We start from the raw sequence: 14,298 nt of genomic DNA, 5'->3' as shown, positions 1-14,298 counted from the left end.
GGAATGATCTTGAGCATTAACGCATTTAATGCTTATTTTAATAGGCTGGCAGTTCCAGGTAAGACAACCAAGTGATTACATAATGAACAAAACAGAATTTTACGCGGATTTAAACCGTGACTTTAACGCGCTGATGGCGGGAGAAACCAGTTTTCTGGCAACGCTGGCAAACACCAGTGCGTTGTTATATGAGCGTCTCACTGACGTAAACTGGGCAGGTTTTTATTTACTTGAGGACGAGACGTTGGTTCTCGGACCGTTTCAGGGCAAAATTGCTTGTGTACGCATCCCCGTCGGGCGCGGTGTGTGTGGCACTGCAGTTGCCCGTAATGAAGTGCAGCGAATCGAGGATGTTCACGCTTTTGACGGACATATTGCCTGTGATGCAGCAAGTAATTCTGAAATTGTCCTGCCGCTGGTGGTGAAAAATCAGATTATTGGTGTTCTCGATATCGACAGTACCGTCTTCGGTCGCTTTACAGACGAGGACGAGCAGGGCTTACGTCAGCTTGTGGCACAGCTTGAAAAGGTGCTTGCAATGACGGATTACAAAAAATTCTTTGCGAGCGTCGCAGGATAATCAACGGATAACGTAGCATTTACTGATGGCGTCATTATAATGACGCCTGTTCATGCCTGCGCTTGTTGGCTACGTCCGTTGTAATCAGGAAATTTCATGGAAAATCAACCTAAGTTGAATAGCAGTAAAGAAGTAATCGCGTTTCTGGCCGAACGTTTTCCCCACTGTTTCAGTGCGGAAGGTGAAGCGCGTCCGCTGAAAATCGGTATTTTTCAGGATTTGGTCGATCGTGTTGCCGGGGAAATGAACCTGAGCAAAACGCAATTGCGATCCGCTTTACGTCTCTATACCTCGAGCTGGCGTTACCTTTACGGTGTTAAACCCGGCGCAACGCGTGTCGATCTTGACGGCAACCCATGCGGTGAGCTGGACGAGCAACATGTAGAGCATGCTCGCAAGCAGCTTGAAGAAGCGAAAGCACGTGTTCAAGCACAGCGTGCTGAGCAGCAAGCGAAAAAACGCGAAGCTGCCGCAGCTGCTGGTGAGAAAGAAGACGCACCGCGCCGTGAACGCAAGCCACGTCCGACCACGCCACGCCGCAAAGAAGGCGCTGAGCGTAAACCACGTGCGCAAAAGCCGGTAGAGAAAGCGCCAAAAACAGCAAAAGCACCTCGCGAAGAACAGCACACCCCAGTTTCCGACATTTCAGCTCTGACTGTCGGACAAGCCCTGAAGGTGAAAGCGGGTCAAAACGCGATGGATGCCACCGTATTAGAAATCACCAAAGACGGCGTCCGCGTCCAACTGAATTCGGGTATGTCTTTGATTGTGCGCGCAGAACACCTGGTGTTCTGAAACGGAGGCCGGGCCAGGCATGAACATGTTTTTTAGGCTTACCGCGTTAGCTGGCCTGCTTGCAATAGCAGGCCAGACCTTCGCTGTAGAAGATATCACGCGTGCTGATCAAATTCCGGTGTTAAAGGAAGAGACGCAGCATGCGACGGTGAGTGAGCGCGTAACGTCGCGCTTCACCCGTTCTCATTATCGCCAGTTCGACCTCGATCAGGCATTTTCGGCTAAAATCTTTGACCGCTACCTTAATCTGCTCGATTACAGCCACAACGTGCTGCTGGCAAGCGATGTTGAACAGTTCGCAAAAAAGAAAACCGAGTTGGGTGATGAACTGCGTTCAGGCAAACTCGACGTTTTCTACGATCTCTACAATTTGGCGCAAAAGCGCCGTTTTGAACGTTACCAGTACGCTTTGTCGGTACTGGAAAAGCCGATGGATTTTACCGGCAACGACACTTATAACCTTGACCGCAGCAAAGCTCCATGGCCGAAAAACGAGGCTGAGTTGAACGCGCTGTGGGACAGTAAAGTCAAATTCGACGAGTTAAGCCTGAAGCTGACAGGAAAAACGGATAAAGAAATTCGTGAAACCCTGACTCGACGCTATAAATTTGCCATTCGTCGTCTGGCGCAAACCAACAGCGAAGATGTTTTCTCGCTGGCAATGACGGCGTTTGCTCGTGAAATAGACCCGCATACCAACTATCTTTCCCCGCGTAATACCGAACAGTTCAACACTGAAATGAGTTTGTCGCTGGAAGGTATTGGCGCAGTGCTGCAAATGGATGATGACTACACCGTTATCAATTCGATGGTGGCAGGTGGCCCGGCAGCGAAGAGTAAAGCTATCAGCGTTGGTGACAAAATTGTCGGTGTTGGTCAAACAGGCAAGCCGATGGTTGACGTGATTGGCTGGCGTCTTGATGACGTGGTTGCCTTAATTAAAGGGCCGAAGGGCAGTAAAGTTCGTCTGGAAATTTTACCTGCTGGTAAAGGGACCAAGACCCGTACTGTAACGTTGACCCGTGAACGTATTCGCCTCGAAGACCGCGCGGTTAAAATGTCGGTGAAGACCGTCGGTAAAGAGAAAGTTGGCGTGCTGGATATTCCTGGCTTCTATGTGGGTTTGACAGATGATGTCAAAGTACAACTGCAGAAACTGGAAAAACAGAATGTCAGCAGTGTGATCATCGACCTGCGTAGCAATGGCGGTGGGGCGTTGACCGAGGCAGTATCGCTTTCAGGCCTGTTTATTCCTGCAGGTCCGATTGTTCAGGTTCGTGATAACAACGGTAAAGTTCGTGAAGACAGCGATACCGACGGTCAGGTCTTCTATAAAGGCCCGCTGGTGGTGCTGGTTGACCGCTTTAGTGCTTCGGCTTCAGAAATCTTTGCTGCGGCAATGCAGGATTACGGTCGTGCGCTGGTTGTGGGTGAACCGACATTTGGTAAAGGCACTGTCCAGCAGTACCGTTCATTGAACCGTATTTACGATCAGATGTTACGTCCTGAATGGCCAGCTTTGGGTTCTGTTCAATACACGATCCAGAAATTCTATCGCGTTAACGGCGGCAGTACGCAACGTAAGGGCGTAACGCCAGACATCATCATGCCGACAGGTAATGAAGAAACGGAAACGGGAGAGAAATTTGAAGATAACGCGCTGCCGTGGGATAGCATTGATGCTGCAACCTATGTGAAATCAGGCGATTTAACGGCCTTTGAACCGGAGTTGCTGAAGGCGCATAATGCGCGTATCGCGAAAGATCCTGAGTTCCAGAACATCATGAAGGATATCGCGCGCTTCAACGCCATGAAGGACAAGCGCAATATCGTTTCTCTGAATTACGCGGTGCGTGAGAAAGAGAATAATGAAGATGATGCGACGCGTCTGGCGCGTTTGAACGAACGCTTTAAACGCGAAGGTAAACCGGAGTTGAAGAAGCTGGATGATCTACCGAAAGATTACCAGGAACCGGATCCTTATCTGGATGAGACGGTGAATATCGCACTCGATTTGGCGAAGCTTGAAAAAGCCAGACCCGCGGAACAACCCGCTCCCGTCAAGTAACATCAATCAGGCACAAGAAATTGTGCCTGATTTTTTAACAGCGGCAAGATGCCGTAAATCAGATGCTAGAAAATGTAAAGTTGTGTCTTTCTGGTGACTTACGCACTATCCAGACTTGAAAATAGTCGCGTAACCCATACGATGTGGGTATCGCATATTGCGTATTGTTAAACTGAGGTAAAAAGAAAATTATGATGCGAATCGCGCTCTTCCTGCTAACGAACCTGGCCGTAATGGTCGTTTTCGGGCTGGTACTGAGCCTGACAGGGATACAGTCGAGCAGCGTTCAGGGGCTGATGATCATGGCCTTGCTGTTCGGTTTTGGTGGTTCCTTCGTTTCGCTTCTGATGTCCAAATGGATGGCATTACGATCTGTTGGCGGGGAAGTGATCGAGCAACCGCGTAACGAAAGGGAACGTTGGCTGGTCAATACTGTAGCAACCCAGGCTCGTCAGGCGGGGATCGCTATGCCGCAAGTGGCTATCTACCATGCGCCGGACATCAACGCTTTTGCAACCGGTGCGCGCCGTGATGCCTCTCTGGTTGCTGTCAGCACCGGTTTGCTGCAGAACATGAGCCCGGATGAAGCTGAGGCGGTAATTGCTCACGAAATCAGTCACATCGCCAATGGTGATATGGTCACCATGACGCTGATTCAGGGCGTGGTGAACACCTTCGTTATCTTTATTTCCCGTATTCTGGCGCAGCTTGCTGCGGGTTTTATGGGCGGAAATCGTGATGAAGGTGAAGAGAGCAACGGCAACCCGCTGATCTACTTTGCCGTCGCGACGGTGCTGGAACTGGTGTTTGGTATTCTGGCGAGCATTATCACCATGTGGTTCTCGCGTCACCGTGAATTCCACGCCGATGCGGGTTCAGCAAAACTGGTTGGTCGTGAGAAAATGATTGCCGCGCTGCAACGCCTGAAAACCAGCTATGAACCACAAGAAGCAACCAGCATGATGGCTTTCTGTATTAACGGGAAGTCGAAATCGCTCAGTGAGTTGTTCATGACTCACCCGCCGCTGGATAAACGTATTGAAGCTCTGCGTACGGGTGAATACCTGAAGTAATATGAAGTAAATACTAAAAAGCGCGTCCTGATCGACGCGCTTTTTTTATGCCCTGGATCGTGGCTGGGTAATACGTAAGCCACTGACACAGGCAGCAATCACTGCCAGAATAGCCGCAGCCATCAGCGAGACGTGTGTACCATTATCACCAAACTGATTTAGCATCAGCGCCACCAGCGCCGCGCCACTACTCTGACCCAATAGACGAGCCGTCCCTAACATGCCACTGGCCCCACCGCTACGTTCGCGCGGAGCGGAGGTAATAATGGTGTGGTTATTGGGTGACTGGAATAAGCCAAATCCAGCGCCACATAAGATCATCGGCCAGATAATATTGATATCCGCAGGTGACGCGGGCAGCAGAACCAGGGAAAAAAGCCCCGCAGCCATGATGAACAACCCTAAAGCACCCAGCAATCCTGCATGTACGCGTTCAATCAAATAGCCTGCCAGCGGAGCCATCACCATTGTTGCTAACGGCCACGGTGTCAGAAGTAAACCTGTTTCGACTTCACTACGCCCGAGCACGGTTTGCAGGTAAAAGGGTAGGGAAACCATTGCCAGCATTTGTGCGCAGAAAGAGCAAACAGATGTGCAAATAGAAAGTGAAAACAGCGGGATACGCAGTAAATCCACCGGTAGCAGCGGTACGGGAAGAGAAAGCTGGCGGCGAATAAAGAAAATACCAACGACAACCATTACCACCAGTTCCGCGCCAATCAACGTCAGCGATTGCCCCTGAGCGAAACCACTCAATGCAGTAATAAGCAGGCCGAAGGTTAACGCGTTCATCACGGCGCTGGGCAGGTCGAAACGGGGTTTACTGGCACGAGAGCCATTGGGTGGCAGAAAACGCATGGCCAGAAGCAGGGCGATAATACCCAACGGTACGTTGATTAAAAATAACCATTTCCAGGATGCGATGGAGAGGATTGCTGCAGCAATTGTCGGCCCGGCAGCAGAAGAGACGGCAACAATAAACGAGTTTATGCCCATCCCTCTACCCAGAAAACGTTGTGGATAGATCAGGCGGATAAGTGCGGTATTAACGCTCATCAACGCTGCACCGCCGAAACCTTGTATGACACGCGCAAGGGTGAGCATTTGTAGCGAATCAGAAAGGGCACAGAACAGTGAAGACAACAGAAAAACGACCAGACCGCATTTATAAATACGTCGATAGCCAAACATATCGCCCAGAAACGAAAACGAGAGCAGGGAGATGACAATGGCGATTTGATAGGCGTTCACTACCCAGATGGAACTGGCCGGTGTGGCATGAAGGTCTGTGGCGATTGTTGGCAAGGCGACGTTGGCGATTGCGCCGTCAAGCACAGCCATCGAAATACCAATCACAATGGTTAATATCGCACCGTATCGCTGGGGCAACGGCAGGCCGTCGGCCTGAACTTTTGGCATAGGAATTTTATATCTTTGGTGAATAATCAACAGGGGTAAGATTCTAGCACTGATATTCACGGTGGATGTCGCAGAATTGTAACTAACCGGCAAAAGATGGATTGCGACCACCCAGGTGCGAAATTATAATAAAAAACAGTTCTGATTTTTATAAAACACTCGCAATGAGGTGATAAATGGCTAACGCAGATCTGGATAAACAGCCTGATTCTGTATCTTCCGTGCTGAAAGTTTTTGGCATTTTGCAGGCGCTGGGTGAAGAGCGCGAAATAGGGATAACCGAGCTGTCGCAGCGCGTCATGATGTCAAAAAGCACCGTTTATCGCTTTTTACAGACCATGAAAACCTTGGGTTATGTGGCGCAGGAAGGGGAGTCGGAGAAATATTCGCTGACCCTGAAATTGTTTGAACTGGGCGCTCGTGCGTTACAAAACGTCGATTTAATTCGTAGTGCAGATATCCAGATGCGTGAGATCTCCCGCCTGACCAAAGAAACGATCCACCTCGGTGCTCTGGACGAAGACAGTATTGTTTACATCCACAAAATTGACTCTATGTACAATTTGCGCATGTATTCACGGATTGGGCGTCGTAATCCGCTGTACAGCACCGCGATTGGTAAGGTACTGCTGGCATGGCGCGATCGCGATGAAGTGAAGCAAATTCTTGAGGGCGTGGAGTATAAACGCAGTACCGAACGGACCATCACCAGTACAGAAGCGTTATTACCCGTTCTGGACCAGGTGCGCGAGCAGGGGTATGGCGAAGATAACGAAGAGCAGGAAGAAGGACTGCGTTGCATTGCGGTTCCGGTATTTGATCGCTTTGGCGTGGTCATTGCCGGTCTGAGCATCTCCTTCCCGACGTTGCGTTTCTCTGAAGAGCGTTTACAGGAATATGTCGCAATGTTGCATACCGCGGCGCGCAAAATTTCTGCACAAATGGGTTATCACGACTATCCGTTCTGATGAGAGTAAGAACCTGTCTGAATATCAAACAGACAGGTTCTTTATTTAGCATGAGAAAAATAAAGTTGAAGGTGGCGTTATATTAAACGCACTTGCGATAAGAATATTTTACTTATGAGTGAGAATCTGGTTATTTATTACCCTTAACCATTATCGACCACAATATTGCTTTTACGTAACAACGGGCAATCTGTTATCCCCAGAAAACCACTTTTAGTGTGCAGGTATTGTACCGTGCTGGTGCCTCTGGCGGTCAGATAGGTACATTGCAAACCTAATCCCGCGGCATTCTCTTTGCTTCCAATCAAAACGCCATATCCGCTGAGTAATAATCCTATCCATACCAGTGCTATCAGCATAGCTGTGCGAATGATGAATCGCATTACAACCTCTTCTCTTTTTATGTTCGCTTAATCGTAGCGGCAATATGCGCTGAAGCAAGCGACTCATTCTGAAAAAGCACGAATATCGACATAGTTAGGCGCTGTTTAACTAACACATGCTAGTTTAATGACATAAGGTAGGTGAAACGGAGATTGGAGTGAAAAAGTTTCGATGGGTCGTTCTGGTTGTCGTGGTGTTGGCTTGCTTGCTGCTTTGGGCGCAGGTATTCAACATGATGTGCGATCAGGATGTACAATTTTTCAGCGGAATTTGTGCCATTAACCAGTTTATCCCGTGGTGATATCATTTTTTCAGCACTAGATTTTCTTCCTCTCCAGCAGTGGTAGAATAGCGCCTCTACTCAGAGGTGGTGAAATGAACGAAGTTGTAAATTCAGGCGTGATGAACATTGCGTCTTTGGTTGTATCGGTGGTGGTTCTTCTTATCGGGCTCATCTTGTGGTTTTTTATCAATCGTGCCAGTTCACGAACTAACGAACAGATTGAACTGCTTGAGGCGTTGCTGGATCAGCAAAAACGTCAAAATGCACTGTTACGTCGTTTGTGCGAAGCAAACGAACCTGAGAAAGAAGATAAAAAGACCGTTGAGAGTCAAAAATCGGTTGAAGACGGAGATATTATTCGTCTGGTCGCCGAACGGTAATCCTTCCTCAATCTTGAGTAACCCCGTCGTTGAAGGGTTACTCCATTCATCCTGATTATACGCACTGTCATGGTGCAACTGCTTCAAATTAAAACTCTGGTCTGACTTCAAATAATTATCATATTATTTATTTGCGTAACGGGATATCAGAAAAAGATATTTAGCCCATTAATTTATTAGGATGTTTACATCGGATTTGTGATTAAGCGTGTTATTATTTATTAGCGAAACGTTTCTCTCTTGATTTTTTTGCGCATTCATCAATTTTTCTTATTTTAAATTTACAATACCTTTGGCGATTGACTTCTCTTTGGGGTGATTGATAGCCGTTAACTGACTGTTTTATGAGAAAAAGTGATATAACTTTTTATTCATTGCATAGCAGAAAATGTGATATTGCACGCACTATGTAATAACTTCTCCCATTGGCCTGGAACAACTGAACTTATTGAACTATGTTAGAAAATACGTCAGTTTAAGTATCTGCCTGAACTGGCAAGGTTAAGCACAATGATATATCGGCGCGTATTCCGTTGCATAAGTGTGCAAAAAAAGTGGAAGACGTATCGAGATTTGTGCGTCTGATCGAGACATGTTTAAAAATGGCTTGCCATAATTAACGTTGTATGTGATAACAGATTTCGGGTTAAACGAGGTACAGTTCTGTTTATGTGTGGCATTTTCAGTAAAGAAGTCCTGAGTAAACACGTTGACGTTGAATACCGCTTCTCTGCCGAGCCTTATATTGGTGCCTCATGCAGTAATGTGTCAGTTTTATCTATGTTATGCCTGCGGGCGAAGAAAACAATCTAAGGAATTTTTCAAATGGCAAAGATTAAAGGTCAGGTTAAGTGGTTCAACGAGTCTAAAGGTTTTGGCTTCATTACTCCGGCTGATGGCAGCAAAGACGTGTTCGTACACTTCTCCGCTATCCAGGGTAATGGCTTCAAAACTCTGGCTGAAGGTCAGAACGTTGAGTTCGAAATTCAGGACGGCCAGAAAGGTCCGGCAGCTGTTAACGTAACAGCTATCTGATCGAATCCACTGATCTGAAGTGTGAATACGCTTCAATCTCGCTATAAAGCCTCGTCGAATGCGAGGCTTTTTACTTTGCTTTATCTTCGCTCCTGGCATTCGGATATTTGCCCGCCGCGTGATTCGCGTTACACTTGCGGCCTTTAGTATCCTGCCGGAGTTGTCATGTCGTTTTCCTGTCCACTTTGCCATCAGCCTCTTTCGCGTGAAAAAAACAGCTATATCTGTCCCCAGCGACATCAGTTTGATATGGCGAAAGAAGGGTATGTCAATCTGCTGCCCGTTCAGCATAAACGGTCTCGTGATCCGGGCGACAGCGCGGAAATGATGCAAGCACGACGCGCATTCTTAGATGCCGGACATTATCAGCCGCTGCGTGATGCAATTGTTGCCCAACTGCGGGAACAGCTTGATGAAACGGCCACGGCGGTGCTGGATATCGGCTGTGGTGAAGGGTATTACACACACGCATTTGCCGATGCGTTGCCCGAAATCACCACGTTTGGTCTGGATGTCTCGAAGGTGGCGATCAAAGCTGCGGCAAAACGCTATCCGCAGGTCACTTTTTGTGTCGCTTCCAGTCACCGTTTGCCGTTTGCCGATGCCAGCATGAACGCCATTATTCGCATCTATGCGCCGTGTAAAGCAGAAGAATTAGCGCGCGTAGTGAAGCCCGGCGGTTGGATCATTACAGCTACGCCGGGACCGCGACATTTGATGGAGCTGAAGGGGCTGATTTACAATGAAGTACATCTTCATGCACCTCATGCAGAACAACTGGAAGGTTTTACATTACAGCAGAGTGATGAGTTGTGTTATCCGATGCGTCTTCGCGGTGACGAAGCCGTCGCGTTATTGCAGATGACGCCGTTTGCCTGGCGTGCGAAGCCAGAAGTCTGGCAAACGCTGGCAGCAAAAGAAGTGTTTGACTGCCAGACGGACTTTAATATTCACCTCTGGCAGCGCTCTTATTAACCGTGGTAGTGCGTCCAGAGGATCTGGACGCCGATGCCGATCAGCACCAACCCGCCGAGAATTTCTGCTTTTTTCCCAATAATTGAGCCAATAAAGCGACCAACCATCATCCCTAATGTCGACATAATCAAGGTTGCACAACCAATGGCCAATGCGGTCGCGATAATGTTGACCTGCAGGAAGGCGAGACCAACACCCACAGCCATGGCATCCAGGCTGGTGGCAATCGCGGTGGTTACCAGTAGCCAGAAACCGTGTCGACGGCGCGGTTCTTCATCTTCATCATCTGCGCCACGAAAACCCTCAATAATCATTCGCCCGCCGAGGAATATCAGCAGCACAAACGCAATCCAGTGGTTCCATTCAAGGACAAACCGGCTGGCTAACATGCCCATTCCCCAGCCGATCAGCGGCGTCAGGGTTTCGACGGCACCAAAAATAAGGCCAGTTCGCAAAGCTTCAGAAAATTTCGGTTTATGGAGGGTGGCACCTTTACCGATTGATGCAGCAAATGCATCCATCGACATACCAAACGCAAGAAGAACAGTAGCAGTGATATTCATGACAACGTCCTGACCGGGGTATCCATAAAACACATCATCGCCCCCAGCAAACATGCATACATGAACAACAAACCGCGATGATTTTCGCGTTCATGCAGGCATAGCGATTGATGTGCATATGGTCTCGCCTGACTGAAAGTGTTCAGTCCGTACGTGCCACGTTTTGCAACGAGTATGTTGACACGTACATTTCCGGAATCTGGAAATCGGCTACTCCCCAAATGAGGGCGCAACATTAACATATTTTTAGAATATAAAACAACTGTTGGGATATATTATTTCAGTAGTTAATTGATAACGATTTTCATTTAGATTTATATATCAATGAAACGTTAAAATAAATAACAAATAAGGGATGGGATAATATAGCCTAAGCTATGTCTGATTATTTAAAATACAGCAAACATAGCTTTGGCTAAATTCATAACTTATTGAATGGAAACAAGAAGTTTATAAATTTTCTCCAGGTCGTCGATATTTCGAACGCGGATTAACAGCCGGCGCTGTTCTAATTGCATCACTAACACGCCATCTTCAGACAAGTTCATCGCTTTAATTCGACTATATTCAATCCAGACATTGGCGAAGAAAAAACCTTTTTGTTTAAAGATGATCTTCGGAACGCGGATCCAGAAAATATAAAACCCCATTAGAGCCAGTGCACTTAATAACCATGTCGTTATTTGCGCGCCATGATTCGTGACGTTGTTATAGATAAGAATGACAATCAGTCCTACGAAGATAACGCTGTCGATGCGGCCACGTCGGAGCAAAGGAATTGCCAGCAGGGTGGGGCCGTTGCGGCGGGGCATGATGAACTGATCGTAGATCGCGAAGGTCAGGAGTGCGGCGATGAAAAGAATCAGTACCAGGTCCGTGATTGTCATTAATCCTCCAGATAAAAAAACGGGGCCAAAAGGCCCCGGTAGTGTACAACAGTCTTACAGTCCCAGCAGGCCGCAAGCGTAACCAGCGATACCGATGACGAAGAAGCCAACGATGATCCACAGCGGGTTAACTTTTTTGCGCAGCAGCCACATACAAGCAAAGGTCAGCAGCAGTGGTACCAGGCCCGGCATTAACTGGTCAAGAATAGTCTGGACAGTGGTAACGTGTTCTTTGCCCGTCTGGTCAGTAATGCGAGAGACAACCAGCGGGATGTTGACATGTGTCCACTTGTTAACCAATGCCCCCATGACAAACAGGCCGAGAATAGACGCCCCTTCCGTCAGTTTTTGCAGGAAGCCGCCACCCATATCTTTAACGATATCGATACCTTTGGAGTAACCATACGCTACGCCGTAGTAACGGGTTGCCAGACGCACCAGGTTAAACAAGATGAAGAACAGCAGCGGACCTAACAGGCTGCCGCTCATTGCGATACCGGCACCCAGTGCTGCAAATACCGGACGTACGGTTCCCCAGAAGATCGGGTCGCCTACACCAGCCAGCGGCCCCATCAAACCGACTTTGATACCGTTGATAGCACCGTCATCGATCTCTGCGCCATTAGCACGCTGTTCTTCCAGCGCCAGGGTTACGCCGAGAATCGGCGCAGCCACGAACGGCTGGGTGTTAAAGAACTCCAGGTGACGGCGAATAGCTTGTTTACGAGCTTCGTTGTTCTCAGGGTAGAGGCGACGAATTGCCGGTACCATAGAGAAGCAGAAACCCAGTGCCTGCATACGTTCGAAGTTCCATGAACCCTGGAAGAGGTTAGAACGCAGGAAGACGCCACGAATATCACTTTGAGTGAGTTTTTTCTCGGTGGTAGTTTGAGTTGTATCAACCATTTCGCTCACCTGTTAGTCCAGTTCGTTATCGAGATCGTTGTTACCAGCTGCCTGAGCAGGCGCACCGGCTACGCGGTTGTATTTCGGGCTAAGTTGGATGTAGAGCACTGCCATAACAGTACCAATCACACCCAGAGCAACCAGGTTAAAGTTGGTGAATGCTGCGGTTACGAAGCCGAGGTAGAAGAACGGCATCAGGTAGCCAGCACGCATCATGTTGATAACCATCGCATAACCAACCACCACGATCATGCCACCGGCGATATTCAGACCATTGGTTACCACTTCCGGAATCGCATTCAGCATGTTCTGTACTTCGCTGGTACCAACAGACAGCGCAACGATGACGGCTGGAATAGCCACACGCATTGCTTGCAGGAACAGAGAAGAAACGTGGATCCAGGAAATCGCTGTCAGGTTGCCGTTATCTGCAGCCTTATCCGCAGCGTGCTGGAAAGCAACGGTAATAGTACGAACGATGATGGTCAGTACCTGGCCCGCAGCGGCCAGAGGGATTGCCAGTGCGATACCCGCACCAATGCTCTGATGACCTGCAATAACCAGAATGGTAGAAATGATAGAAGCCAGAGCGGCGTCAGGCGCAACGGCAGCACCGATGTTCATCCAGCCCAGCGCGATCATTTCCAGCGTACCACCGATAATAATACCGGTTTTCATATCCCCAAGAACGATACCCACCAGGGTACACGCGATTAGCGGACGGTGAAACTGAAATTCATCGAGGATTGATCCCATACCTGCGATACAGGCTACGATAAATACCAGCACAATTTGAAGAGTGGTAATCTCCATTGTACTTCTCCTGTTTACGTAAGACTTAAGTGTGAAAACTGAGTGATAATCAACACAATACGTTACTTATCGATTTTGCTGATCAGATCCATCATTTTCAGTTTCGGATCGGTGGAAACCTTACGGACTTCCAGCTCAATACCGCGCGCATTCAGTTTCTTGAACGCCTCGATATCTTTTTCATCAACCGAAACCGCGTTATTCACCTGGGTTTTACCCTGACGGAATGCCATACCACCGACGTTAACAGAGGTGATTTTCACGCCGCCTTCAACGAGACGCTCAACATCTGTAGGGTTGGTAAATAACAGCATTACGCGTTCGCCAGCATATTTCGGGTTGTTGTAGACGCGAATCATTTTGGCGACATCAACCACGTGCGCTGTTACGCCCGGAGGTGCAACCTGGGTGAGCAGTGTCTTACGAACGGTATCCGCAGCCACTTCATCACTAACAACAATAATACGGGAGACATTGGTTTCTTTAGTCCAGCGGGTAGCGACTTGACCGTGAATCAGACGGTCGTCGATACGCGCAAGACCGATGACCATGTAGTCGTTTGGTCCCATTGGTTTTGCCGGAGTTGGAGCCGTTTTTGGGGCAGCGGCAGCGGGGGCTGGCGCGGCTTTTTCAACCGGTTTGGCTTTTAGTGCTTTCACGCCTTCACGGCCTGTTTCTACTGCCAGTGCCACCAGTTCATCAAAGCTTGGGTCATCATCACGGGCCATTAACGTTTCCACGAGCATTGGAATGTTAACGCCTGCAATGACTTCATAATGCTCTTTGTCGACGACAATGCGGCTGGCAGCATTGAACGGGCTGCCTCCCCATGTATCAACGAGAAACAGCACGCCTTTAGTGGTGTCGAGTTTTGCCAACTGAGCGTTATACTTTTCAATCAGCGTTTCGGCATTTTCACCTGGAACGAAATCGATCCAGCCGACGTTTTCCTGCTCGCCTAACAGCATTTCTGCCGTTTTAAGCAACTGCTCTGCAGCCCAACCATGTGTGCCTATAACAATAGCAATGGTCACTTGCTACCTCCTTTATTATCGTTAACACCTCAACGTGCCAGATGTATTTTTGAATCGTCGTCCACAATCGAATCGATTCAGATAAGGGCTACAACCAAAAACCCCTGCGTTTCGCGATTTATTTTAGATATCGAA

17 protein-coding genes are annotated in these 14,298 nt (G+C 48.3%); 10 read left to right on the top strand and 7 right to left on the bottom strand.

Annotation, left to right across the window (positions count from 1 at the left end; all coding sequences use genetic code 11):
- The first annotated feature begins 82 nt into the window (after positions 1 to 82).
- From msrC to htpX, 4 genes are all read left to right on the top strand, one after another.
- Positions 83 to 580: a free L-methionine (R)-S-oxide reductase MsrC gene (gene msrC, locus QUF14_RS11015; protein WP_001043890.1), complete on the top strand. Its 498-nt coding sequence runs from the start codon at positions 83 to 85 to the stop codon at positions 578 to 580.
- Positions 581 to 676: 96 nt separating this feature from the next.
- Positions 677 to 1,375 (top strand): RNA chaperone ProQ, encoded by a 699-nt coding sequence (gene proQ / locus QUF14_RS11010; protein WP_000431368.1) that lies wholly within the window; start codon positions 677 to 679, stop codon positions 1,373 to 1,375.
- Positions 1,376 to 1,394: 19 nt separating this feature from the next.
- Entirely contained in the window at positions 1,395 to 3,443 is a 2,049-nt protein-coding gene (prc, locus tag QUF14_RS11005) for a carboxy terminal-processing peptidase (protein WP_001055790.1), read from the top strand.
- A 191-nt stretch (positions 3,444 to 3,634) separates the two neighbouring features.
- The gene (gene htpX, locus QUF14_RS11000) at positions 3,635 to 4,516 is read left to right on the top strand and encodes a protease HtpX (RefSeq protein WP_000984517.1); all 882 of its coding nucleotides are present in this window, start codon (positions 3,635 to 3,637) and stop codon (positions 4,514 to 4,516) included.
- Positions 4,517 to 4,561: 45 nt separating this feature from the next.
- On the opposite strand, the gene QUF14_RS10995 is transcribed toward htpX, so the two are convergent.
- The gene (locus QUF14_RS10995; RefSeq protein ID WP_001354729.1) at positions 4,562 to 5,935 is read right to left on the bottom strand and encodes an MFS transporter; all 1,374 of its coding nucleotides are present in this window, start codon (positions 5,933 to 5,935) and stop codon (positions 4,562 to 4,564) included.
- A 176-nt stretch (positions 5,936 to 6,111) separates the two neighbouring features.
- On the opposite strand from QUF14_RS10995, the gene kdgR reads away from it, so the two are divergent.
- Complete coding sequence (kdgR, locus tag QUF14_RS10990) at positions 6,112 to 6,903, top strand: DNA-binding transcriptional regulator KdgR (protein WP_001262182.1); 792 nt, start codon at positions 6,112 to 6,114, stop codon at positions 6,901 to 6,903.
- 143 nt (positions 6,904 to 7,046) lie between these two features.
- On the opposite strand, the gene QUF14_RS10985 is transcribed toward kdgR, so the two are convergent.
- Entirely contained in the window at positions 7,047 to 7,286 is a 240-nt protein-coding gene (locus QUF14_RS10985; RefSeq protein ID WP_001211002.1) for a YobH family protein, read from the bottom strand.
- A gap of 158 nt (positions 7,287 to 7,444) precedes the next feature.
- Here QUF14_RS10985 and mgrB point away from each other — a divergent pair, with 158 nt between their 5' ends.
- The 5 genes from mgrB to rlmA all read left to right on the top strand — a co-directional run bounded on the left by mgrB (position 7,445) and on the right by rlmA (position 9,960).
- Positions 7,445 to 7,588, top strand: coding sequence for a PhoP/PhoQ regulatory lipoprotein MgrB (mgrB, locus tag QUF14_RS10980; protein ID WP_000714550.1), 144 nt, complete (start codon positions 7,445 to 7,447; stop codon positions 7,586 to 7,588).
- 74 nt (positions 7,589 to 7,662) lie between these two features.
- On the top strand, positions 7,663 to 7,950 hold the full coding sequence (locus QUF14_RS10975; protein ID WP_001006868.1) for a YebO family protein: 288 nt from the start codon (positions 7,663 to 7,665) through the stop codon (positions 7,948 to 7,950).
- A 669-nt stretch (positions 7,951 to 8,619) separates the two neighbouring features.
- On the top strand, positions 8,620 to 8,763 hold the full coding sequence (locus QUF14_RS10970; RefSeq protein ID WP_001295496.1) for a DUF2627 domain-containing protein: 144 nt from the start codon (positions 8,620 to 8,622) through the stop codon (positions 8,761 to 8,763).
- A gap of 12 nt (positions 8,764 to 8,775) precedes the next feature.
- Positions 8,776 to 8,985 carry a transcription antiterminator/RNA stability regulator CspE gene (gene cspE, locus QUF14_RS10965; RefSeq protein ID WP_001062678.1) on the top strand — a complete coding sequence of 70 codons (210 nt, stop codon included), beginning with the start codon at positions 8,776 to 8,778 and terminating at the stop codon, positions 8,983 to 8,985.
- A gap of 165 nt (positions 8,986 to 9,150) precedes the next feature.
- The gene (gene rlmA / locus QUF14_RS10960; RefSeq protein ID WP_000010111.1) at positions 9,151 to 9,960 is read left to right on the top strand and encodes a 23S rRNA (guanine(745)-N(1))-methyltransferase; all 810 of its coding nucleotides are present in this window, start codon (positions 9,151 to 9,153) and stop codon (positions 9,958 to 9,960) included.
- Here rlmA and mntP read toward each other — a convergent pair.
- From mntP to manX, 5 genes are all read right to left on the bottom strand, one after another.
- Positions 9,957 to 10,523: a manganese efflux pump MntP gene (gene mntP, locus QUF14_RS10955; protein ID WP_001353153.1), complete on the bottom strand. Its 567-nt coding sequence runs from the start codon at positions 10,521 to 10,523 to the stop codon at positions 9,957 to 9,959. The two genes, rlmA and mntP, sit on opposite strands and share 4 nt — an antisense overlap.
- Positions 10,524 to 10,951: 428 nt before the next feature.
- Entirely contained in the window at positions 10,952 to 11,410 is a 459-nt protein-coding gene (locus QUF14_RS10950) for a DUF986 family protein (RefSeq protein WP_000156289.1), read from the bottom strand.
- A gap of 54 nt (positions 11,411 to 11,464) precedes the next feature.
- Positions 11,465 to 12,316, bottom strand: a complete 852-nt coding sequence (gene manZ, locus QUF14_RS10945) for a PTS mannose transporter subunit IID (RefSeq protein ID WP_000228655.1) — start codon at positions 12,314 to 12,316, stop codon at positions 11,465 to 11,467.
- Between the two features lie 12 nt (positions 12,317 to 12,328).
- Positions 12,329 to 13,129 (bottom strand): PTS mannose transporter subunit IIC, encoded by an 801-nt coding sequence (manY, locus tag QUF14_RS10940; RefSeq protein WP_000406926.1) that lies wholly within the window; start codon positions 13,127 to 13,129, stop codon positions 12,329 to 12,331.
- A gap of 62 nt (positions 13,130 to 13,191) precedes the next feature.
- Positions 13,192 to 14,163: a PTS mannose transporter subunit IIAB gene (gene manX, locus QUF14_RS10935; RefSeq protein WP_000150546.1), complete on the bottom strand. Its 972-nt coding sequence runs from the start codon at positions 14,161 to 14,163 to the stop codon at positions 13,192 to 13,194.
- Positions 14,164 to 14,298: the final 135 nt, after the last annotated feature.

The sequence above is a fragment of the Escherichia sp. HH091_1A genome (assembly GCF_030295175.1).
Taxonomy (GTDB): Bacteria; Pseudomonadota; Gammaproteobacteria; order Enterobacterales; family Enterobacteriaceae; genus Escherichia; species Escherichia coli_F.
This window is presented reverse-complemented; position numbering and strand designations above follow the sequence as displayed.

Coding starts and splice junctions, on each gene's coding strand:
- msrC (WP_001043890.1), top strand. CDS start 83: ATGAACAAAACAGAATTTTACGCGGATTTAAACCGTGACTTTAACGCG.
- proQ (WP_000431368.1), top strand. CDS start 677: ATGGAAAATCAACCTAAGTTGAATAGCAGTAAAGAAGTAATCGCGTTT.
- prc (WP_001055790.1), top strand. CDS start 1,395: ATGAACATGTTTTTTAGGCTTACCGCGTTAGCTGGCCTGCTTGCAATA.
- htpX (WP_000984517.1), top strand. CDS start 3,635: ATGATGCGAATCGCGCTCTTCCTGCTAACGAACCTGGCCGTAATGGTC.
- QUF14_RS10995 (WP_001354729.1), bottom strand. CDS start 5,935: ATGCCAAAAGTTCAGGCCGACGGCCTGCCGTTGCCCCAGCGATACGGT.
- kdgR (WP_001262182.1), top strand. CDS start 6,112: ATGGCTAACGCAGATCTGGATAAACAGCCTGATTCTGTATCTTCCGTG.
- QUF14_RS10985 (WP_001211002.1), bottom strand. CDS start 7,286: ATGCGATTCATCATTCGCACAGCTATGCTGATAGCACTGGTATGGATA.
- QUF14_RS10975 (WP_001006868.1), top strand. CDS start 7,663: ATGAACGAAGTTGTAAATTCAGGCGTGATGAACATTGCGTCTTTGGTT.
- QUF14_RS10970 (WP_001295496.1), top strand. CDS start 8,620: ATGTGTGGCATTTTCAGTAAAGAAGTCCTGAGTAAACACGTTGACGTT.
- cspE (WP_001062678.1), top strand. CDS start 8,776: ATGGCAAAGATTAAAGGTCAGGTTAAGTGGTTCAACGAGTCTAAAGGT.
- rlmA (WP_000010111.1), top strand. CDS start 9,151: ATGTCGTTTTCCTGTCCACTTTGCCATCAGCCTCTTTCGCGTGAAAAA.
- mntP (WP_001353153.1), bottom strand. CDS start 10,523: ATGAATATCACTGCTACTGTTCTTCTTGCGTTTGGTATGTCGATGGAT.
- QUF14_RS10950 (WP_000156289.1), bottom strand. CDS start 11,410: ATGACAATCACGGACCTGGTACTGATTCTTTTCATCGCCGCACTCCTG.
- manZ (WP_000228655.1), bottom strand. CDS start 12,316: ATGGTTGATACAACTCAAACTACCACCGAGAAAAAACTCACTCAAAGT.
- manY (WP_000406926.1), bottom strand. CDS start 13,129: ATGGAGATTACCACTCTTCAAATTGTGCTGGTATTTATCGTAGCCTGT.